The sequence below is a fragment of the Pseudomonas hamedanensis genome (assembly GCF_014268595.2).
Classification (GTDB): domain Bacteria; phylum Pseudomonadota; class Gammaproteobacteria; order Pseudomonadales; family Pseudomonadaceae; genus Aquipseudomonas; species Aquipseudomonas hamedanensis.
Genome location: NZ_CP077091.1, coordinates 2,875,773 through 2,895,950 on the forward strand (window position 1 = coordinate 2,875,773; position 20,178 = coordinate 2,895,950).

The 20,178-nt window shown below is 60.8% G+C and carries 15 protein-coding genes; 5 read left to right on the top strand and 10 right to left on the bottom strand.

The genetic code is table 11. From position 1 onward, the window contains the following. Positions 1 to 10: 10 nt before the first annotated feature. Both HU739_RS12490 and purL read right to left on the bottom strand, forming a co-directional pair. On the bottom strand, positions 11 to 322 hold the full coding sequence (locus HU739_RS12490; RefSeq protein ID WP_186551272.1) for a Nif3-like dinuclear metal center hexameric protein: 312 nt from the start codon (positions 320 to 322) through the stop codon (positions 11 to 13). A gap of 5 nt (positions 323 to 327) precedes the next feature. Further along, complete coding sequence (gene purL / locus HU739_RS12495; protein WP_186551273.1) at positions 328 to 4,224, bottom strand: phosphoribosylformylglycinamidine synthase; 3,897 nt, start codon at positions 4,222 to 4,224, stop codon at positions 328 to 330. A gap of 285 nt (positions 4,225 to 4,509) precedes the next feature. Between purL and mltF the strand changes: the two genes are divergently transcribed. Next, positions 4,510 to 5,970: a membrane-bound lytic murein transglycosylase MltF gene (mltF, locus tag HU739_RS12500; protein ID WP_186551274.1), complete on the top strand. Its 1,461-nt coding sequence runs from the start codon at positions 4,510 to 4,512 to the stop codon at positions 5,968 to 5,970. 126 nt (positions 5,971 to 6,096) lie between these two features. Here mltF and pdxJ read toward each other — a convergent pair whose 3' ends face one another. From pdxJ to lptF, 8 genes are all read right to left on the bottom strand, one after another. Continuing rightward, on the bottom strand, positions 6,097 to 6,840 hold the full coding sequence (gene pdxJ / locus HU739_RS12505) for a pyridoxine 5'-phosphate synthase (RefSeq protein ID WP_186551275.1): 744 nt from the start codon (positions 6,838 to 6,840) through the stop codon (positions 6,097 to 6,099). Positions 6,841 to 6,879: 39 nt separating this feature from the next. Further along, entirely contained in the window at positions 6,880 to 7,569 is a 690-nt protein-coding gene (recO, locus tag HU739_RS12510) for a DNA repair protein RecO (RefSeq protein WP_186551276.1), read from the bottom strand. Between the two features lie 171 nt (positions 7,570 to 7,740). Then, on the bottom strand, positions 7,741 to 8,643 hold the full coding sequence (era, locus tag HU739_RS12515; protein WP_016771562.1) for a GTPase Era: 903 nt from the start codon (positions 8,641 to 8,643) through the stop codon (positions 7,741 to 7,743). Beyond that, complete coding sequence (gene rnc / locus HU739_RS12520) at positions 8,636 to 9,325, bottom strand: ribonuclease III (RefSeq protein ID WP_024011703.1); 690 nt, start codon at positions 9,323 to 9,325, stop codon at positions 8,636 to 8,638. The genes era and rnc overlap by 8 nt, the downstream gene beginning before the upstream one ends. 169 nt (positions 9,326 to 9,494) lie before the next feature. After that, complete coding sequence (lepB, locus tag HU739_RS12525; RefSeq protein ID WP_186551277.1) at positions 9,495 to 10,349, bottom strand: signal peptidase I; 855 nt, start codon at positions 10,347 to 10,349, stop codon at positions 9,495 to 9,497. 9 nt (positions 10,350 to 10,358) lie between these two features. Next, a complete protein-coding gene (gene lepA / locus HU739_RS12530) occupies positions 10,359 to 12,155 on the bottom strand; it encodes a translation elongation factor 4 (RefSeq protein WP_186551278.1) in 1,797 nt (598 codons plus the stop codon). Positions 12,156 to 12,327: 172 nt separating this feature from the next. After that, on the bottom strand, positions 12,328 to 13,389 hold the full coding sequence (gene lptG, locus HU739_RS12535) for an LPS export ABC transporter permease LptG (protein WP_186551279.1): 1,062 nt from the start codon (positions 13,387 to 13,389) through the stop codon (positions 12,328 to 12,330). Further along, positions 13,382 to 14,503 carry an LPS export ABC transporter permease LptF gene (gene lptF, locus HU739_RS12540; RefSeq protein WP_186551280.1) on the bottom strand — a complete coding sequence of 374 codons (1,122 nt, stop codon included), beginning with the start codon at positions 14,501 to 14,503 and terminating at the stop codon, positions 13,382 to 13,384. The genes lptG and lptF overlap by 8 nt, the downstream gene beginning before the upstream one ends. 307 nt (positions 14,504 to 14,810) lie before the next feature. Here lptF and HU739_RS12545 point away from each other — a divergent pair, with 307 nt between their 5' ends. The 4 genes from HU739_RS12545 to HU739_RS12560 all read left to right on the top strand — a co-directional run bounded on the left by HU739_RS12545 (position 14,811) and on the right by HU739_RS12560 (position 20,146). After that, a complete protein-coding gene (locus HU739_RS12545) occupies positions 14,811 to 16,301 on the top strand; it encodes a leucyl aminopeptidase (RefSeq protein ID WP_186551281.1) in 1,491 nt (496 codons plus the stop codon). A 56-nt stretch (positions 16,302 to 16,357) separates the two neighbouring features. After that, positions 16,358 to 16,786, top strand: a complete 429-nt coding sequence (locus HU739_RS12550; protein ID WP_186551282.1) for a DNA polymerase III subunit chi — start codon at positions 16,358 to 16,360, stop codon at positions 16,784 to 16,786. 8 nt (positions 16,787 to 16,794) lie between these two features. After that, entirely contained in the window at positions 16,795 to 17,175 is a 381-nt protein-coding gene (locus HU739_RS12555) for a DNA polymerase III subunit chi (protein ID WP_186551283.1), read from the top strand. A 124-nt stretch (positions 17,176 to 17,299) separates the two neighbouring features. After that, a complete protein-coding gene (locus tag HU739_RS12560) occupies positions 17,300 to 20,146 on the top strand; it encodes a valine--tRNA ligase (protein WP_186551284.1) in 2,847 nt (948 codons plus the stop codon). Positions 20,147 to 20,178: the final 32 nt, after the last annotated feature.

Genomic DNA, 20,178 nt, shown 5'->3' on the forward strand with positions numbered 1-20,178 from the left:
GCAGCAGCGGTCAGAAATCTGCCAACTGCCACACCTCATAAGCCGGTGTTTCGTAGGGATGACTAAGCTTCAACGCTGCCACAACAGCAACAATCAGCTCGTCTGCCACCACCAGCTCGACCTTCCACTCCTCAACCCGCTCAACCTGCCCCGCCTCGCCTATGAACGGCTGACTGCCGTCCAGAGGCCGAAACTGACCAGACCCGAGCACTTGCCAGGCGCAATGGTCATAGTCGCCAATTCGCCCGCCACCGGCAGCGAACACAGCGTCTTTGACCACTTCGACATGACTGTCGGGAACAAAAAAAGCGAGTTTGTACACGACGCTTAGTTCACCCACACGCGAGCGTTGCGGAACATGCGCATCCACGGTGCGTCTTCGTTCCACTCTTCCGAGCGCCACGAGTTCTGCACGGCGCGGAAAACCCGCTCCGGGTGCGGCATCATGATCGTCACGCGGCCGTCACGGCTGGTGAGACCGGTGATCCCGCGCGGCGAGCCGTTCGGGTTGGCCGGGTAGGCTTCGGTGACCTTGCCATGGTTATCGACAAAACGCATCGCCACGCAACCGGACAGATCGGCTTCCAGCAACGCTTCTTCGCTGGAGAACTCGGCATGCCCTTCACCGTGGGCGATGGCGATCGGCATGCGCGAACCGGCCATGCCCTGCAGGAAGATCGAGTTCGACTCCTGAACCTGCACCATCGCCACGCGCGCTTCGAACTGCTCGGAGCGGTTGCGCACGAAGTGCGGCCAGAACTCGCTGCCCGGGATCAGCTCGTGCAGGTTGGACATCATCTGGCAACCGTTGCACACGCCGAGGGTGAAGCTGTCGTTACGTTCGAAGAAGCCCTGGAAGGCATCGCGGGCACGGCTGTTGAACAGCGCCGATTTGGCCCAGCCTTCACCGGCGCCGAGCACGTCGCCGTAGGAGAAACCGCCGCACGCCACCAAGCCTTTGAACTCATTGAGGTCGACACGGCCAGCGAGGATATCGCTCATGTGCACGTCGATCGCGCTGAAACCGGCGCGGTCGAACGCGGCGGCCATTTCCACCTGACCGTTAACGCCCTGCTCACGCAGCACGGCCACTTGCGGGCGAATGCCTTTCTTGATGTAAGGCGCAGCGATGTCCTGGTTGACGTCGTAGCTGAGCTTGACGCTCAGGCCCGGGTTGTCTTCTTCCAGCAGCACGTCGAACTCTTGCTCGGCGCAGTCGGCGTTGTCGCGCAGACGCTGAATCCGGTAGCTGGTCTCGGCCCACTGACGTTGCAGCAGACGACGCTGGCCTTCGAACACAGTGTCACCGTTGAAGGTGATGTTGATCTGGCCATTGTTGATCGGCTGGCCGATCACCGACACGCAGTCGCCCAGGCCGGCGGCGCTGAACTGCGCGAGGATGTCCGGGGTGGCGTCCTGACGCACCTGGATCACTGCGCCGAGTTCTTCGTTGAACAGGATCGCGGCGATTTCCGAGGCGGATTCGGCAACGCTGTCCAGGTTCAGGCTCAGACCGCAGTGGCCGGCGAAAGCCATTTCCACTACGGAGGTCAGCAGACCACCGTCGGAACGGTCGTGGTACGCCAGCAGATGACCGTCGGCGTTGAGGCCCTGGATCACCGCGAAGAAGGCTTTCAGGTCTTCGGCGTCATCGACGTCCGGCGCGTGCTGGCCGAGTTTGCCGTGCACTTGTGCAAGGATCGAGGCGCCCATGCGGTTCTGCCCGCGACCGAGGTCAATCAGGATCAGGTCGGTGGTGCCCTTGTCCATACGCAGTTCCGGGGTCAGGGTCTGACGGATGTCAGCCACTGGCGCGAAACCGGTCACGATCAGCGACATCGGCGACGTCACGGTTTTTTCTTCGCCGTTGTCGTTCCAGCGCGTGGCCATGGACATCGAGTCCTTGCCCACCGGAATGGTGATGCCCAGCTCCGGGCACAGTTCCATGCCGACGGCTTTCACGGTGTCGTACAGACGCGCGTCTTCGCCCGGGTGGCCGGCCGCCGACATCCAGTTCGCCGACAGTTTGATGTCGGAGAGTTTGTTGATGCGCGAGGCGGCAATGTTGGTGATGGTTTCGCCGATGGCCATGCGGCCCGACGCCGGAGCGTCCAGCAGAGCCAGCGGAGTACGCTCGCCCATCGCCATCGCTTCACCGGTGTAGACGTCAAAACTGGTGGCGGTGACGGCAACGTCGGCCACCGGCACCTGCCATGGGCCGACCATTTGGTCACGCGCCACAAGGCCGGTGATGGTGCGGTCGCCGATGGTGATCAGGAAGCTTTTGCTCGCCACGGCCGGGTGATGCAGAACGCGTTCGATGGACTCGGTGATATCGAGGTTCGCCGGATCGAAATCATCGCCCAGTTCGGCTTCGCGGACCACCGAACGGTGCATGCGCGGCGCCTTGCCCAGCAACACTTCCAGCGGCATGTCCACAGGGTTGTTGCCGAAGTGGCTGTCGGTCACGGTCAGCTGCGGTTCGGCGGTGGCTTCGCCGACGACGGCAAACGGGCAACGCTCGCGTTCGCAGATCGCCTGGAAGCGCTCGAAATCTTCCGGGCCAACCGCCAGAACGTAACGTTCCTGGGATTCGTTGGACCATATTTCGTGCGGGGCCATGCCCGGCTCGTCGTTGGGAATGTTGCGCAGTTCGAAGCGGCCACCGCGGTCGCCGTCGTTGACCAGTTCCGGGAAGGCGTTGGACAGACCGCCCGCGCCGACGTCGTGGATGAAGCTGATCGGGTTCTTGTCACCCAGTTGCCAGCAACGGTCGATGACTTCCTGGCAGCGACGCTCCATTTCAGGGTTTTCGCGCTGCACGGAAGCGAAGTCCAGATCCGCCGAGCTGGTGCCGGTGGCCATCGACGAAGCCGCGCCGCCGCCCAGACCGATCAGCATCGCCGGGCCGCCGAGCACGATCAGCTTGGAGCCGACGACGATCTCGCCTTTCTTGACGTGTTCTTCGCGGATGTTGCCCATGCCGCCCGCGAGCATGATCGGCTTGTGGTAACCGCGCACTTCATCGCCGTGCGGGGTGCTGATCGACTGCTCGAAGGTACGGAAGTAGCCCGTCAGCGCCGGACGACCGAATTCGTTGTTGAACGCGGCGCCGCCGAGCGGGCCTTCGATCATGATGTCCAGCGCGGTAACGATGCGCTCAGGCTTGCCGTACGGCACTTCCCACGGCTGTTCGAAGCCCGGGATCTGCAGGTTGGATACGGTGAAACCGGTCAGGCCGGCCTTCGGCTTGGCGCCGCGACCGGTTGCGCCTTCGTCACGGATCTCGCCACCGGAACCGGTGGATGCGCCCGGGAACGGGGCGATCGCGGTCGGGTGGTTGTGAGTCTCGACCTTCATCAGAATGTGCACCGGCTCCTGCACCGCGCCGTACTGGCGGGTTTCAGGATTCGGGAAGAAACGGCCGGCGACGTTGCCGACGATCACCGAGGCGTTGTCCTTGTACGCCGACAGAACGCCTTCGCTGTGCATCTGATAGGTGTTCTTGATCATGCCGAACAGGCTTTTTTCCTGGCTCTGGCCATCGATGTCCCAACTGGCGTTGAAAATCTTGTGGCGGCAGTGCTCGGAGTTGGCCTGGGCGAACATCATCAGTTCGATGTCGTGCGGGTTGCGCTTCAAACCATTGAAGGCGTTGACCAGATAATCGATCTCGTCTTCGGCCAGGGCCAGGCCCAGCTCGGTGTTGGCTTTTTCCAGCGCAGCGCGACCGCCACCAAGAATGTCGATGGCCGTCAGCGGTTTCGGTTCGGCGTGACTGAACAGACCGGCGGCCTGCTCGAGACTGGCCAGCACGATCTGGGTCATGCGGTCATGCAGGGCGTCCGAAATCACTTGGGCTTCGGCTTCGCTGAACTGCCCGGCGACGTAGAAGGCAATACCGCGCTCCAGGCGCTGGATCTTGCTCAGGCCGCAGTTGCGGGCGATGTCGCTGGCCTTGCTCGACCACGGCGAGATGGTGCCGAAACGCGGCAACACCAGAAACAGACGACCGGTCGGCTCTTGAACCGGAACACTTGGGCCGTACTTCAGAAGGCGCGCAAGCACCTGCTGTTCGTCGCCGGTCAGGACGCCGGTGACTTCGGCGAAGTGAGCGAATTCAGCATACAGGCCACTGACAGCTGGAACCTTCTGGCTCAGTTGCTCAAGGAGTTTGCTGTGGCGAAAGGCAGAAAGGGCAGGAGCGCCGCGCAGGATCAACATCTTCGGGACAGCCTCGGGAAGGGGTGTGCTTTGAGGCCGTGCATTCTAGCCTAAACCGCCCTCAACATCACCCGAAACACTACGCACGGTTGCACTCTGACCGCATTGTGTGTTTCTGCCCCCAAAGTCAGGTAAATCGTCCATTTGAGCGCTGCTTATTTTTACTGTAACAAAATGCCCTGAAGGCCCGTTTTCATGGGGTTTCGCTCGACTTTGTGACCCTTAGCAGACTCATACAGTGCTGTCGAGATATGGCGCCCGTGGCCGTTTGCGTATACTGCGCAGATGTTTTTCCCAACGGCTTTGCGTCCGCGGTACGCCAAATGGCTGATCGCAACCGGACTCTTCCTGATGCTCGGTGGCTGTGTTGATAAACCCAACACGCTCGAGCGCGTAAAGGAGGACGGTGTGCTGCGGGTGATTACCCGAAACAGCCCCGCCACCTACTTTCAGGATCGCAGCGGCGAAACCGGCTTCGAATACGAGCTGGTGAAGCGCTTCGCCGACGATTTGGGCGTCGAACTGAAGATCGAGACCGCCGACAACCTCGACGACCTGTTCAATCAGGTCGGCAAGCCGAATGGCCCGGTCCTCGCCGCGGCCGGCCTGGTCAGCAGCGACGAACGCAAAAAGCAGGTGCGGTTTTCCCACTCTTATCTCGAAGTCACCCCGCAGATCATCTATCGCAACGGCCAGTCGCGGCCGACCGATCCGGCGGACCTGGTCGGCAAGAAGATCACCGTGCTCAAGGGCAGCACCCACGCCGAACAGCTGGCTGAGCTGAAACAGAAATTTCCCGGCATCGAATACGAAGAATCTGACGCCGTCGAGGTGGTCGACCTGTTGCGCATGGTCGATGAAGGCCAGATCGACCTGACCCTGGTCGATTCCAACGAAGTGGCAATGAATCAGGTGTACTTCACCAATATTCGCGTGGCCTTTGACCTCGGTGATGCGCGCAGCCAGAGCTGGGCGGTCGGTCCCGGCGAAGACAACAGCCTGCTCAGCGAAATCAACGCTTATCTGGACAAAGTGCAGAAGAATGGCACCCTGCAACGCCTGAAAGACCGTTATTACGGCCACGTTGACGTGCTGGGCTACATGGGCGCCACCACTTTCGCCCAGCATCTGCAGCAGCGCCTGCCGAAATACGAACAGCACTTCAAGAACTACGCCAAGAAGGAAAAAGTCGACTGGCGCCTGCTCGCCGCCATCGGTTATCAGGAATCGCTGTGGCAACCGACGGTGACCTCAAAAACCGGCGTACGCGGCCTGATGATGCTGACCCAGAACACCGCGCAGGCGATGGGCGTGTCCAATCGCCTCGATCCGAAACAGAGCATCATGGGCGGCGCCAAGTACTTGGCCTATATGAAGGATCAGCTCGACGATTCGATCAAGGAACCGGATCGCACCTGGTTTGCCCTGGCCGCGTACAACGTCGGCAGCGGTCACCTGGATGACGCGCGCAAATTGACCGCCAAGGAAGGTCTGAACCCGGACAAGTGGCTGGACGTGAAGAAAATCCTGCCGCGCCTGTCGCAGAAACAGTGGTACAGCAAGACCCGCTATGGCTACGCCCGGGGCGGCGAGCCGGTGCACTTCGTGGCGAACATCCGTCGCTACTACGACATCCTGACCTGGGTGACCCAGCCGCAGCTTGAAGGTGATCAGGTGGCTGAGGGCAATCTGCACGTGCCGGGGATCGACAAGTCAAAACCCGCCCAAGAGCCTGCTCCGCTCTAACCAACACCACAAATCGAATTGTAGGAGTGAGCCTGCTCGCGATAGCGGTGTGTCAGTCAATTTGATGCTGGCTGACACACCGCTATGGCGAGCAGGCTCACTCCTACAAGGGGTTTGTGTTGTTGCTTAGTGCTTGGCAGCAGCCAGGATCAGCGCCTTCATTTCCGATACGGCGGATTTGAACCCGACAAACAGCGCATGCGCCACCAGCGCATGGCCGATGTTCAATTCGTTGATGCCCTTGATCGCCGCCACCGCCTCGACGTTGTGGTAATGCAGGCCATGCCCGGCATTGACGATCAGCCCCTGCGCCAGGCCAAACGCGACACCGTCCGCGACACGCTTGAGTTCTTCAGCCACTTCAATCGGAGTTTCGGCATCGGCGTAGCGCCCGGTGTGCAGCTCGATGGCCGGCGCACCGACGCGCTTCGATGCAGCGATCTGACGTTCATCAGCATCAATGAACAGCGAGACTTCGCTGCCAATCTTCGACAGACGTTCGACCGCTGCCCTGATGCGTTCTTCCTGCCCTGCCACATCCAGACCGCCTTCGGTGGTCAGCTCCTGCCGGGTTTCCGGAACCAGACAAATGTGCGCCGGGCGAATGCGCTCGGCGAACGCCATCATCTCTTCGGTGACACCCATTTCGAAATTCATTCGGGTTTGCAGGACATCCTTGAGCAACAGCACGTCGCGCTCCTGGATGTGCCGGCGATCTTCACGCAGGTGCACCGTGATGCCATCGGCCCCCGCCTCTTCCGCGTCCAGCGCCGCCTTGACCGGATCCGGGTAGCGCGTGCCACGGGCCTGACGCAGGGTGGCGACGTGGTCGATGTTCACGCCAAGAAGAATGCGATTGCTGGTGGTCACGGATGCGCTCCTGAATTGAGAGATTCGGCGCACAGCATATCAGGGCTTGCGAAACAGCTCGCGGCTTACAAGGGGCCGACCGCCGAGATGAACGGCCAGTGCCTGACGCATCAGGCGCTTGGCAGCAGACAGGGCGCCGGGGGCAGACCAGTCGGCTTCGGCCATGGCCAGCAGTTCGGTGCCGTTGAACAGGCCCGGCTGCAGCAGATGGACCTGCTCAAGCCCGGCGTCCACTTGCAGACGATAGAGACCGTCCGGCGCGATCGGGTCGCCGTGCAAATCTGTGTTGAGAGAAAAGCCGTAGCCGAGATCGTCCAGCAAACGCCATTCGAAGGACCGCAATAACGGCTCCAACGGGCGACCTTCAGCCAAGGCCAGCAGCGTCGCGGCATAGTGATCGAAAACGGCAGGATGCGGATCTTCGGCGGGCAGCAAACGGATCAACAGCTCGTTCAGATACAAACCACTGAACAGCGCCTCGCCATTGAGCCACGCCGAGGTGCCGGAACTTTCCATGCGCCCGACATTCTTCAGCTCGCCCTTGCCACGAAACTCCACTTCCAGCGCCACGAATGGCCGCGCCAGCGTCCCGGCCTTGCCCCGCGCACTGCGCAACACCGCCCGCAACCGACCTTGCGGCGTGAGGAAGTCGACCAGCGCGCTGGTCTCGCGATAAGCACGCGAGTGCAGGACGTAGGCGGGCTGGGCGGGAGGCGGGTTTTGCGACATTGAGTTCTCGATGAAGAAACGCATTCTTGAGATCAACATAAACCAAATGTGGGAGCGGGCTTGCTCGCGAAGACGGTGAGTCAGTCGAAAAAATGTATCGACTGATTCACCGTCTTCGCGAGCAAGCCCGCTCCCACAGGGGTTCTCTGGTGTATGAGAAAACCGGGACTGTTACAGGTCGCCATAACCCAGCGAACGCAGCGCGCGCTCGTCATCGGACCAGCCGCCCTTCACCTTGACCCACAGGTTGAGCATGATCTTGGAGTCGAACAGCAGCTCCATGTCCTTGCGCGCTTCGGTGCCGATGCGCTTGATGCGCTCGCCCTTGTCGCCAATGATGATTTTCTTCTGGCCGTCACGCTCGACGAGAATCAAGGCATGGATGTGCAAGGTCTTGCCCTGCTGCTTGAACTCTTCGATCTCGACGGTGATCTGGTATGGCAGCTCGGCGCCCATCTGGCGCATGATTTTTTCGCGGACCAGTTCGGCGGCGAGGAAACGGCTGCTGCGGTCAGTAATCTGGTCTTCCGGGAAGAAGTGATCGTTCTCCGGCAGATGGTCGGCGATGACCTTTTCCAGCGCTTCGAGGTTGTGCCCGTGCTGCGCAGAGATAGGGATGATCTGCGCGTTCGGCAGCTGCTCCTGCAACCAGCTCAGGTGCGGCATCAGCTCGGCTTTGTCTTCAATGCGGTCGGTCTTGTTCAGCGCGACGATCAGCGGGCCGGTGACGTACTGCACACGCTCGAGGACCATCTGGTCTTCGTCGGTCCACTTGGTGCGGTCAACGACAAAAATCACCACGTCGACGTCTTTCAACGCCGCCGAAGCGGTTTTGTTCATGTAACGGTTGAGGGCCTTTTCGCCGCCCTTGTGCATGCCGGGAGTGTCGACGTAGATCGCCTGCACGTCGCCCTCGGTCTTGATCCCCAGCATGTTGTGGCGGGTGGTCTGCGGCTTGCGCGAGGTGATCGCCAGCTTCTGGCCGAGAATGTGGTTGAGCAGCGTCGACTTGCCGACGTTGGGACGGCCGACGATGGCAACGTAGCCACAGCGAGTTGCGTTTGTATCAGTCATTGCCATTCTCCACGCCCAGGGCAATCAGTGCTGCGGCGGCCGCTACCTGTTCGGCAATACGACGGCTCACACCCTGACCTCGGCTTTTTTCGTTCAATAGGACCACTTCGCACTCGACGAAGAAGGTTCGGCAGTGCGGCTCGCCCTGGATATCCACCACTTCGTAGCGCGGCAGCTCGCAGCCGCGCGATTGCAGGTGTTCCTGCAGGCGGGTCTTCGGATCCTTGTTGGTGTCGACCAGCGTCAGGCCTTCGAACTCGCCGGCTAGCCAGGCCAGTACGCGCTCGCGAGCGACGTCCATGCCGGCGTCGAGGTAGATTGCACCGATCAAGGCTTCAAGGGCATCGGCCAAAATCGATTCGCGACGAAATCCGCCGCTTTTCAGTTCGCCCGAACCCAGGCGCAAGTAATCGCCGAGGTCAAAACCGCGAGCCAGCACGGCCAGCGTCTCACCTTTCACCAGGCGTGCGCGCAAACGCGACAACTGGCCTTCGCGGGCCAGCGGGAAGCGATCGAACAGCGCCTCGCCAGCGACGAAGTTGAGGATGGCATCACCGAGGAATTCCAGGCGCTCGTTGTTGCGCCCGGCAAAACTGCGATGCGTGAGGGCCAGCAGCATCAGCTCCTGATCCTTGAAGGTGTAACCGAGCTGGCGCTCGAGACGGCTTAGAGAAACGCTCACGGTTTACCCACGCTGAGTTCGTGGCTGGATTCCACTGCCATCGCCGGGGTACGGCGCAGGCCTGGGACAATTAACGCTGTGTTCAAAAATGAGATCCTGGCGATTGCGAAGCCGCTTGTGCCGGCTCCAAAAATGCATTCGGCGCTGTGGTCAACAGCGCCGTGTGTAATTACTTGATCAGGCCGACCCGCGAGAAATTCGGCAGGTGGCTGAGTTTCGGCTCCGGCCAGCTCATCCAGACCGCGAAGGCCTTGCCGACGATATTGCGGTCGGGAACCATGCCCAGCAGATCCTTGGGAATGTTCGGATCATCCCAGTAGCGACTGTCATTCGAATTGTCGCGGTTGTCGCCCATCATGAAGTAGTGCCCGGCAGGCACTGTCCACGAGCGATCCGGCGTGGCGCGGTAGCGGCTCATTTCCTTGCGGATCAGGTGCTCGGCTGCGCCGAGTTTTTCCTTGTAGAGTTCTGCACTGCCCAAGGTGCCCGGCTCGGCGCCGACCATTTTCTCGGCAATCGATTCGCCATTGACGAACAGACGCTTGTCGGCGGTGTAACGCACGGTGTCGCCCGGCAGGCCGACCACACGCTTGATGTAGTTGACGTTCGGGTCGCTCGGGTAGCGGAACACCATGACATCGCCGCGCTGCGGATCACCGACGTCGATGATCTTCTTGTCGATCACCGGCAGGCGAATCCCGTAGGAAAACTTGTTCACCAGAATGAAGTCGCCAACGTCCAGGGTCGGCTTCATCGAGCCGGACGGAATCTGGAACGGTTCCACCAGGAACGAACGCAGGACCAGTACGATGAACAACACCGGAAAGAACGACTTGCCGTATTCAACCAGCAGCGGCTCTTTGTTCAGTTTCTCGACGACCACGGCTTCCGGCTGGCTGACACTGCCTTGATAGGAGGCAATGGCAGCACGCCGACGCGGCGCCAGGAACAGCAGATCGAGCAACGCCAACAGGCCGCAGACGAACACGGCGATGACCAGCAACAGCGGGAAATTTAGCGACATAGGACCTGATTATTCCAACCTGAGCACGGCGAGGAAGGCTTCCTGTGGAATTTCCACGTTGCCGACCTGTTTCATGCGTTTCTTACCGGCCTTCTGCTTCTCGAGCAGTTTCTTCTTACGACTGACGTCACCGCCGTAGCATTTGGCCAATACGTTCTTTCTGAGCGCCTTGACGGTTGTCCGGGCGACGATCTGACCACCGATGGCGGCCTGAATCGCCACGTCGAACATCTGACGAGGAATCAGTTCTTTCATCTTCTCGGTCAACTGGCGACCTTTGAAGTGCGAGTTGTCACGGTGCACGATCAACGCCAGGGCATCGACCTTGTCACCGTTGATCAGCACGTCCAGTTTCACCAGATTAGCCGATTGGTAACGATCGAAATGGTAATCCAGCGAAGCATAGCCGCGGCTGGTGGATTTGAGACGGTCGAAGAAGTCCAGGACCACTTCGTTCATCGGCAGGTCATAGGTCACCTGGACCTGATTGCCGAGGAACAGCATGTCGACCTGAACGCCGCGCTTCTCGATGCACAGGGTGATGACGTTGCCCAGGTGTTCTTGCGGCACAAGGATATTGGCGCGCACGATGGGCTCACGCATGTCCTCGATGGCCGAGACATCCGGTAGCTTCGACGGGTTGTCGACGTAAATCGTTTCACCGGTTTTCAGCACCAGCTCGAAAATTACCGTCGGCGCGGTGGTGATCAGGTCCAGGTCGTACTCGCGCTCGAGGCGCTCCTGGATGATTTCCATGTGCAGCATGCCGAGGAAGCCGCAACGGAAGCCGAAGCCCAGTGCGTCGGAGCTTTCCGGGGTGTACTGCAGCGACGAGTCGTTCAGGGTCAGCTTCTGCAGCGCTTCGCGGAAATCCTCGAAATCGTCGGAGCTGACCGGGAACAGACCGGCGTAAACCTGTGGCTGAATGCGTTTGAAACCCGGCAGCACCGGAACGTCTGGCGTGGAGCTCAGAGTCAGGGTGTCACCGACCGGCGCACCGTGGATGTCCTTGATGCTGGCGATGATGAAGCCCACTTCACCGGCTTTGAGATCGACGGTGGCGGTGTGTTTCGGATTGAACACGCCAACGCTGTCGACCAGATGGATCTTGCCGGTGGACTTGACCAGAATCTTGTCGCCCTTCTTCACCCGGCCGTGACGGACACGCACCAGGGACACAACGCCCAGGTAGTTGTCGAACCAGGAGTCGATGATCAACGCTTGCAGCGGATCTTCGATGTTGCCGGTCGGCGCAGGAATGGTATGGACCAGACGCTCGAGCACTTCGTCGACACCCAGGCCGGTCTTGGCACTGCAGGTGACGGCGTCGGTGGCATCGATGCCGATGATTTTCTCGATTTCGTCTTTTACGCGATCAGGATCGGCCTGCGGCAGGTCGATCTTGTTCAGCACCGGCATGACCTCAAGGCCCTGCTCGATGGCGGTGTAGCAGTTGGCCACGGACTGGGCTTCTACGCCCTGCCCCGCATCGACCACCAGCAAGGCACCTTCGCACGCCGCCAGGGAACGGCTGACTTCGTAGGTGAAGTCGACGTGGCCGGGGGTGTCAATGAAGTTCAGCTGGTAGGTGATGCCGTCGCGGGCTTTGTAATAGAGGGTAACGCTGTGGGCCTTGATGGTGATCCCGCGTTCACGCTCAAGATCCATGGAATCCAGTACCTGGGCTTCCATTTCACGCTCGGCCAGGCCGCCGCACATCTGGATGAAACGGTCAGCCAGCGTCGACTTGCCATGGTCAATGTGGGCGATGATGGAGAAATTGCGGATATGACTCAAATCACTCACGGATCAACACTCAAAAAGGCTGCAGGCTTGGCCCGCCGAAAAATAGCCGGGAATTGTACCTGATACACGGCGCAAGCGTCACGTTCGCCTGTCACCCGGATGACATGCAAAAACGCCCCGATCAGTCGATCGAGGCGTTCTCAAAGTTACAGCACAGGCAAAAATGCGCCCATCAGCCGGCTCTGCGAAGCAGCCAGACACCCGCGAGCGCACAGACCCCGGCCGGTACCAGCACCGCGAACAGCGGCGAGAAACCGAACACCAGACTCGACGGCCCGAGCAGATCCTGGACGATGCGGAAGGTAAAGCCCACCAGCACACCGGTAAAGACACGCTGACCGAGGGTCACCGAACGCAGCGGGCCGAAGATAAACGAGATCGCCATCAGCACCAGCGCAGCAGTCACCAGCGGCTGCAACACCTTGACCCAAAAAGCCAGCCAGTAACGCCCGTTGCTCAGGCCCTGCTCGGCCAGATAGTGGATGTAGCCCCACAGTCCGCTGATCGACAGCGATTCCGGTGCCATCACCACGGTGCTGAGCAATTGCGGACTCAACGCTACGTCCCAGCGCTCGGTCGGCGTGTTCACCACTTCGGTGCTGCGCTCATTGAAAATCGTGGTCGCCACATCGGTCAATTGCCAGTGATCACCGTCAAACTCCGCCTTCTTGGCGAAGCTGGAGCGCAACAGATGCCGCTCCTTGTCGAAGTGATAGCGCGTCACGCCATACAGCAGGCCGTTCGGTTGCACCGCGTTGATGTGGATGAATTCCTCACCCTGGCGGTGCCACATACCGTGCTTGGCACTCTGCGCGTCGCCGCTGCCCTGTGCCAGCGAGCGATTGGCCTGGGCCATGCTCTCGGTGGCCGGGGCGACGTATTCACCAATCAGGACGCCGGCGAGCATCAGCACCAGCATGGGCTTCATGACAGCCCAGACGATCCGGCCGATGGACACGCCAGCGGCGCGCATGACGGTCAGTTCGCTGCTGCTGGCCAGGCTGCCGAGGCCGATCAGGCAGCCGATCAGCGCCGCCATCGGCAACATTTCGTAGAGACGGCGTGGCGCGGTCAGCAGAACAAAGCCAAGCACATCGACCAGGGTGTAGGTATCGCTGACGTCACCCATTTCATCAATGAAAGCGAACAGGGTCGCCAAGCCGAGGATGATTGCCAGCACGGCGATGATCGCCATGAACACGCTGCTGCCGATGTAACGGTCGAGTTTAACCACGGGCCACCTCCAGCGCAGCGGCACGGCGACTGGCCATTTTCAGGCGCAGCGGCTCCCAATAGAGCAAGCCCAGACCGATCAACAGGAAAATCCCGTGCACCCACCACAGCCCCAGGGCCGGCGGGATCTTGCCTTTTTCGAGGGCGCCGCGCGCGGCAATCAGGATCGTCAAATAAGCCATATAAAGAAGAATCGCCGGCAGCAGCTTGAGGAAACGCCCCTGGCGCGGATTCACCCGTGCCAGCGGCACGGCCATCAGGGTCACGATAAACACCAGCAGCGGCAGGGACAGGCGCCATTGCAGTTCGGTTCTGGAACGAATGTCATCACTGCCCAGCAAACTCGAGGTCGGCATCGCGTCGCGGTCAGTCACCTCTTCGCTGACGTCCGGCTTGGGCAGCAGTACGCCGTAGGTTTCGTAATGGATGGCGCGGTAATCGGCCTGCCCCGGGCTGCCGTCATAGCGGTAGCCGTTACCGAGAATCAGGTAGCGATTGCCGTCGGGGCGGATTTCCTGACGGCCCGATTCGGCCACCAGCACGGAAATCCCACGGTCCTTCTGATCGGCGCCGAGGTTCTTCTGCGAGATGAACACGTTGCCCAGATTGACGCGATCGTCGCTCAGGGATTCGGTATAGGTCACACGCGTACCGTCACGCAGCGCCTGAAAGCGACCCGGCTCAAGCGTATCGAACTCGGTCAGGGCATCCTGCTTGTTGAGCAACAGCTGGAACTGATTGGCCCCTTGCGGTGCAAGCCCCAGGCTCAGCCACGCCACCACCAGCGCGACCAGGGTCGCCGGAAACAGGGTGATGCGAAACAGCTTCTGCTGGCTCATGCCCGTGGCCGACAGCACGGTCATCTCGCTTTCCAGATACAGGCGACCGTAGGCCAGCAGGATGCCGAGGAACAGCCCCAGTGGCAGGATCAGTTGGAGAAAACCCGGCAGGCGATAGCCCATGATCAGGAACAGCGAGCCCGGATCCAGCTGGCCGGCAGCGGCCTGGGCCAGGTATTTGATGAAGCGACCGCTCATGATGATAACCAGCAGCACGGCACTCACGGCGCTGAGGGTCAACAAGACTTCGCGGGACAAATAGCGGAAGACGATCAAACCAGACACTCCAGGGTTGTCAGGCTAAGGCGGCCAAACAAGCAAACACATCGACCGGCCCGCAACGCAGAGCCGTCGAAAAAGATGCGGCATTATCCTGTGATTGGGTGCGCCTGTCACTGCGCGCACTCATCCATATCTGTAATCCGTTGCAGATCGTACAACCGAGGGTTGTCAGGCGCGGGGAGCGGGGTTCAAACTGCGGCCCTTGTCGCAGGCTTTGGCCTGCGCCTCTTCTCTTTATAAGCAGGCGACTGCGGCCACCGTCGAGCGCCTGCGTGTTGACCATTCATTCAGGGATCCGCACATGGAACTGGTTGTAAAAAGCGTTAGCCCGGAAACGTTGAAAACCGCCACCCTGGTGGTTGCCGTCGGCGAAGGCCGTAAACTCGGCGTCGCCGCCAGACTGGTCGACGAACTGAGCGGCGGTGCGATCAGCGCCGTACTCAAGCGTGGCGACCTGGCCGGCAAGGTCGGTCAGAGCCTGTTGCTGCACAGCCTGCCAAACCTCAAAGCCGAGCGCGTGCTGCTGGTCGGCGTGGGCAAGGACGAAGAACTGGGCGACCGTCCGTTCCGCAAAATCGTTGCCGGCACCCTCGGCACCCTCAAAGGCCTGGGCGGCAGCGACGCCGTGCTCGCGCTGGACGAAGTCATCGTCAAAGGTCGCGACAGCTACGGCAAAACCCGTCTGCTGGCCGAAACCCTGATGGATGGCCAATACACCTTCGATCAATTCAAAAGCCAGAAGGCCGAACCGCGCGCGCTGAAGAAAATCACCCTGCTGACCATCAAGGCTGCACAAGCCGAAGTGCAGCGGGCCGTGAACCACGCCACCGCGATCGCTAACGGCATGGCCTTCACCCGCGACCTGGGCAACCTGCCGCCGAACATCTGCCACCCGACGTTCCTCGGCGAGCAGGCGAAAAACCTCGACAAAGAGTTCAAGGACCTGAAAGTCGAAGTCCTCGACGAGAAGAAGATCAAAGCGCTGGGCATGGGCTCGTTCTACGCCGTCGGCCAGGGCAGCGCCCAGCCGCCGCGCCTGATCGTCATGCAATATAACGGCGGCAAGAAATCCGAGAAGCCTTACGCATTGGTCGGCAAGGGCATCACCTTTGACACCGGCGGCATCAGCCTGAAGCCGGGCGCCGGCATGGACGAAATGAAGTACGACATGGGCGGCGCTGCCAGCGTGTTCGGCACCCTGCGTGCGGTGCTGGAACTGAAGCTGCCGATCAACCTGGTGTGCATCCTCGCCTGCGCCGAAAACATGCCGAGCGGCAACGCTTCGCGTCCGGGCGACATCGTCACCACCATGAGCGGCCAGACCGTTGAAATCCTCAACACCGACGCCGAAGGCCGTCTGGTGCTGTGCGATGCACTGACTTATTCCGAGCGTTTCAAGCCGCAGGCTGTCATCGATATCGCCACCCTGACCGGCGCATGCGTGGTTGCCTTGGGCGCACACACTTCGGGCCTGCTGGGCAACAACGACGAGCTGATCGAGCAACTGCTCAGTGCCGGCAAGGCAGCTGACGACCGCGCCTGGCAACTGCCGCTGTTCGACGAGTATCAAGAACAGTTGGACAGCCCGTTCGCCGACATCGCCAACATTGGCGGGCCGAAGGCCGGCACCATCACTGCGGCATGCTTCCTGTCGCGCTTCACCAAGAACCTCAACTGGGCGCACCTGGACATCGCCGGCACCGCCTGGACCAGCGGCGGCAAGGACAAGGGCGCCACAGGCCGTCCGGTGCCCCTGCTGACCCAGTATCTGCTGGACCGCGCCAAAGCCTGAACCCGCTGACGGGCGGCGTCATTTCAGATGACGCCGCTCGCTGCCCTGGAACCGCAATGACCAAAGTCGACTTCTACATTCTGCCCAGCGCCGACCCTTCGGCTCGCCTGGACTTCGCCTGCAAGCTCACCGAGAAAGCCTGGCGCATGGGCCATCGCATTTACCTGCATTGCAGCGATGCCACCCAGCGTGAGGCGCTTGATGCGCGGCTGTGGACGTTCAAGGGCGAAAGCTTCGTGCCCCACGGCCCGGCCGAGAGTGAACCGGACGGCTTGATTGTCCTGGGACTGGGCGATGACTGCGGCCAGCATCAGGATCTACTGGTCAATCTCGACCTGAAAGTCCCGGCTTTCGCCAACAGATTCGCCCGCGTGGCGGAAGTTGTCGTTGAAGATCCGACCATTCGGGCAGCCGCGCGGGAGAGTTTCCGTTTCTACCGCGAACAGGGCTATCCTCTGCAAGACCACCGTTTACAGCGACTCTGAGCATTCCAATGGACACTCCGAAACCGCAGCAAAAGTCCGCACACCTGCTGGACGATCTCGAATCGATCCGTCAGTTGCTCGGCGATGACAACCTGCAACCGCCGCTGTTGACCGATACAGTCGATGACAGCGAACAGGAACAGATTCCAATGCTGTTCGACCCGGTCGGGGCCGAGCCTCCCGCCGTCGAACCCGCACAGGCGCCCGCACCGACAGCCGTGCCCGCCGACAAAGGCCCGGACGCCCTTCTCCATCTGGACAGCGAACTGCGCGCCGCCGCGCAACTGATCATGCAAGACGTGATCGACGACTTCGCCCCGCACATCGAAACCGAAATCAAACGCCGCCTCGAAGCGCGGATGGAACGGCTGCTCAGCCAGTACGAATAGTCCCGGGATCCGTGGCGAGGGAGCTTTTGGATCTGCGCCCAGCCTCCCCCGCTCGCCCTCGGCCCCATGCCCCGCTATACTTCCCGGCTTTTCCTGAATAAATGCCAATAGGGTCCCGCCGCGCATGGATAAGACCTACCAGCCGCACGCCATTGAAACTTCCTGGTACAAGACCTGGGAGTCCGAGAACTACTTCGCACCGCAAGGCGCGGGCGATTCCTACACGATCATGATCCCGCCGCCGAACGTCACCGGCAGCCTGCACATGGGCCACGGTTTCAACAACGCGATCATGGACGCCCTGATCCGTTTCCGCCGCATGCAGGGGCGCAACACCCTGTGGCAGCCGGGCACCGACCACGCCGGTATCGCCACGCAGATGCTGGTGGAGCGTCAACTCGAAGCCCAGGGCCAGAATCGTCACGACCTCGGTCGCGAGAAATTCCTCGAGAAAGTCTGGGAGTGGAAGGATCAGTCCGGCGGCAACATCAGTCGTCAGATTCGCCGTCTCGGCTCGTCCGTGGACTGGAGCCGCGAGCGCTTCACCATGGACGACGGCCTCTCGGAAGCGGTCAAGGAAGCATTCGTGCGTCTGCACGAAGACGGCCTGATTTATCGCGGCAAGCGCCTGGTCAACTGGGACACCAAGCTGCACACGGCGATTTCCGACCTCGAAGTGGAAAACCACGACGAGAAAGGTTTCCTGTGGAACCTCAAGTACCCGCTGGCCGACGGCGCAAAAACCGCTGAAGGCAATGATTTCCTGATCGTCGCGACCACCCGTCCGGAAACCATGCTCGGCGATTCCGCCGTCGCGGTTAACCCGAACGACGAGCGCTACAAAGCCCTGATCGGCAAATTCGTCGAGCTGCCCCTGGTTGGCCGCCGCATTCCGATCATCGCCGACGATTACTGCGATCCTGAATTCGGCACCGGTTGCGTGAAAATCACCCCGGCCCACGACTTCAACGACTACGAAGTCGGCAAGCGTCACAACCTGCCGCTGCTGAACATCTTCGACAAGAACGCCAACGTGCTGCCTGCCGCACAAGTGTTCAACCTCGACGGTACGCTGAACGACAGCATCGACGGCAAGATCCCGGCCGAATACGCCGGTCTTGAGCGTTTCGAAGCGCGTAAACAGATCGTCGCTGCGTTCGACGCCGCCGGCCTGCTGGTCAGCGTCGACGATCACAACCTGAAAGTGCCGAAAGGCGATCGCTCCGGCACCGTGATCGAGCCGTGGCTGACCGACCAGTGGTACGTGTCGACCAAGCCGTTGGCCGAGCCTGCGATTGCTGCCGTCGAAGACGGCCGTATCCAGTTCGTGCCCAAGCAATACGAAAACATGTACTTCTCGTGGATGCGCGACATCCAGGACTGGTGCATCAGCCGTCAGCTGTGGTGGGGCCACCGGATTCCGGCCTGGTACGACGAGTCGGGCAAGGTCTATGTCGGTCGTGACGAAGCCGAAGTGCGCGCCAAGCACAACCTCGGCCCGGACGTGGCGCTGCAACAGGACAACGACGTCCTCGACACCTGGTTCAGTTCCGGCCTGTGGACATTCTCCACCCTGGGCTGGCCCGAGCAGACCGAGTTCCTGAAGAAATTCCACTCCACCGACGTGCTGGTCACCGGTTTCGACATCATTTTCTTCTGGGTTGCCCGGATGATCATGCTGACCATGCACCTGGTGAAGAACGAAGACGGCACGCCGCAGGTACCGTTCAAAACGGTTTATGTGCACGGTCTGGTGCGTGATGGCCAAGGCCAGAAGATGTCCAAGTCCAAGGGCAACGTCCTTGACCCGCTGGACATCATCGACGGCATCGAACTGGAAGCGCTGGTACAGAAACGCACTTCCGGGATGATGCAGCCAAAACTGGCGAAAAAGATCGAGAAGCAGACCCGCGACGAATTCGCCGACGGCATCGCCAGCTACGGTACCGACGCCCTGCGCTTCACCTTCTGCTCGCTGGCCTCGACCGGACGTGACATCAAGTTCGACATGGGCCGCGTCGAAGGCTATCGCAACTTCTGCAACAAGATCTGGAACGCCGCGCGTTACGTTCTGGACAAGGGCCAAGATTGCGGCCAGAACGGCGAAGCCTACGAGCTGTCGCTGGCCGATCGCTGGATCATCTCGCAACTGCAGCGCACCGAAGCCGAAGTAACCCGTCAACTCGACCAGTTCCGTTTCGACCTCGCTGCACAAGCGCTGTACGAATTCATCTGGAACCAGTACTGCGACTGGTACCTCGAACTGTCCAAGCCTGTGTTGTGGGACGAGAACGCACCGGTTGAGCGTCAGCGAGGCACTCGCCGTACGCTGGTGCGCGTGCTGGAAGTGGCGCTGCGTCTGGCGCACCCGTTCATGCCATTCATCACTGAAGAAATCTGGCAGCGCATTGCGCCGCTGGCCGGCATTCAGGGCAAGACGATCATGCTGCAGCCTTGGCCAGTGGCCAATGAAGAGCGCATCGATCCGGCGGCGGAAAACGACATCGAATGGCTCAAGGAACTGATGCTCGGCACGCGCAACATCCGTGGCGAAATGAACATCGGCCCGGGCAAACCACTGCCGATCTACCTGAAGAATGTCAGCGCCGAAGACCAGCGCCGCCTGAGCGAGAACGAAGCGCTGCTGAAAAAGCTGGCGCGTCTGGAATCGATCACCGTGCTGGCGGCAGGCGAAGAAGCACCGCTGTCCGCCACCGCCCTGGTCGGCGAGATGGAAGTGCTGGTGCCGATGGCCGGTCTGATCGACAAGGGCGCAGAACTGGCGCGTCTGGACAAGGAAATCCTGCGTTTGCAGGGCGAAGTTCAGCGCGTGGGCGGCAAACTGTCCAACGCCGGATTCGTCGACAAGGCTCCGGCCGAAGTCATCGACAAGGAACGCGCCAAACTGGCCGAGGCTGAACAGGCCCTGGGCAAGCTGGCCGAGCAGCATGCGCGGATTGCCAGCCTGTAACGGCAAATCGCAATAAAAAAGGGAGGCCCAAG

What these genes read in the sequence shown, in the direction of transcription:
- purL (WP_186551273.1), bottom strand. Translation starts at nt 4,224, where the DNA reads ATGTTGATCCTGCGCGGCGCTCCTGCCCTTTCTGCCTTTCGCCACAGC.
- mltF (WP_186551274.1), top strand. Translation starts at nt 4,510, where the DNA reads ATGTTTTTCCCAACGGCTTTGCGTCCGCGGTACGCCAAATGGCTGATC.
- recO (WP_186551276.1), bottom strand. Translation starts at nt 7,569, where the DNA reads ATGTCGCAAAACCCGCCTCCCGCCCAGCCCGCCTACGTCCTGCACTCG.
- era (WP_016771562.1), bottom strand. Translation starts at nt 8,643, where the DNA reads ATGACTGATACAAACGCAACTCGCTGTGGCTACGTTGCCATCGTCGGC.
- lepB (WP_186551277.1), bottom strand. Translation starts at nt 10,349, where the DNA reads ATGTCGCTAAATTTCCCGCTGTTGCTGGTCATCGCCGTGTTCGTCTGC.
- HU739_RS12545 (WP_186551281.1), top strand. Translation starts at nt 14,811, where the DNA reads ATGGAACTGGTTGTAAAAAGCGTTAGCCCGGAAACGTTGAAAACCGCC.
- HU739_RS12550 (WP_186551282.1), top strand. Translation starts at nt 16,358, where the DNA reads ATGACCAAAGTCGACTTCTACATTCTGCCCAGCGCCGACCCTTCGGCT.
- HU739_RS12555 (WP_186551283.1), top strand. Translation starts at nt 16,795, where the DNA reads ATGGACACTCCGAAACCGCAGCAAAAGTCCGCACACCTGCTGGACGAT.
- HU739_RS12560 (WP_186551284.1), top strand. Translation starts at nt 17,300, where the DNA reads ATGGATAAGACCTACCAGCCGCACGCCATTGAAACTTCCTGGTACAAG.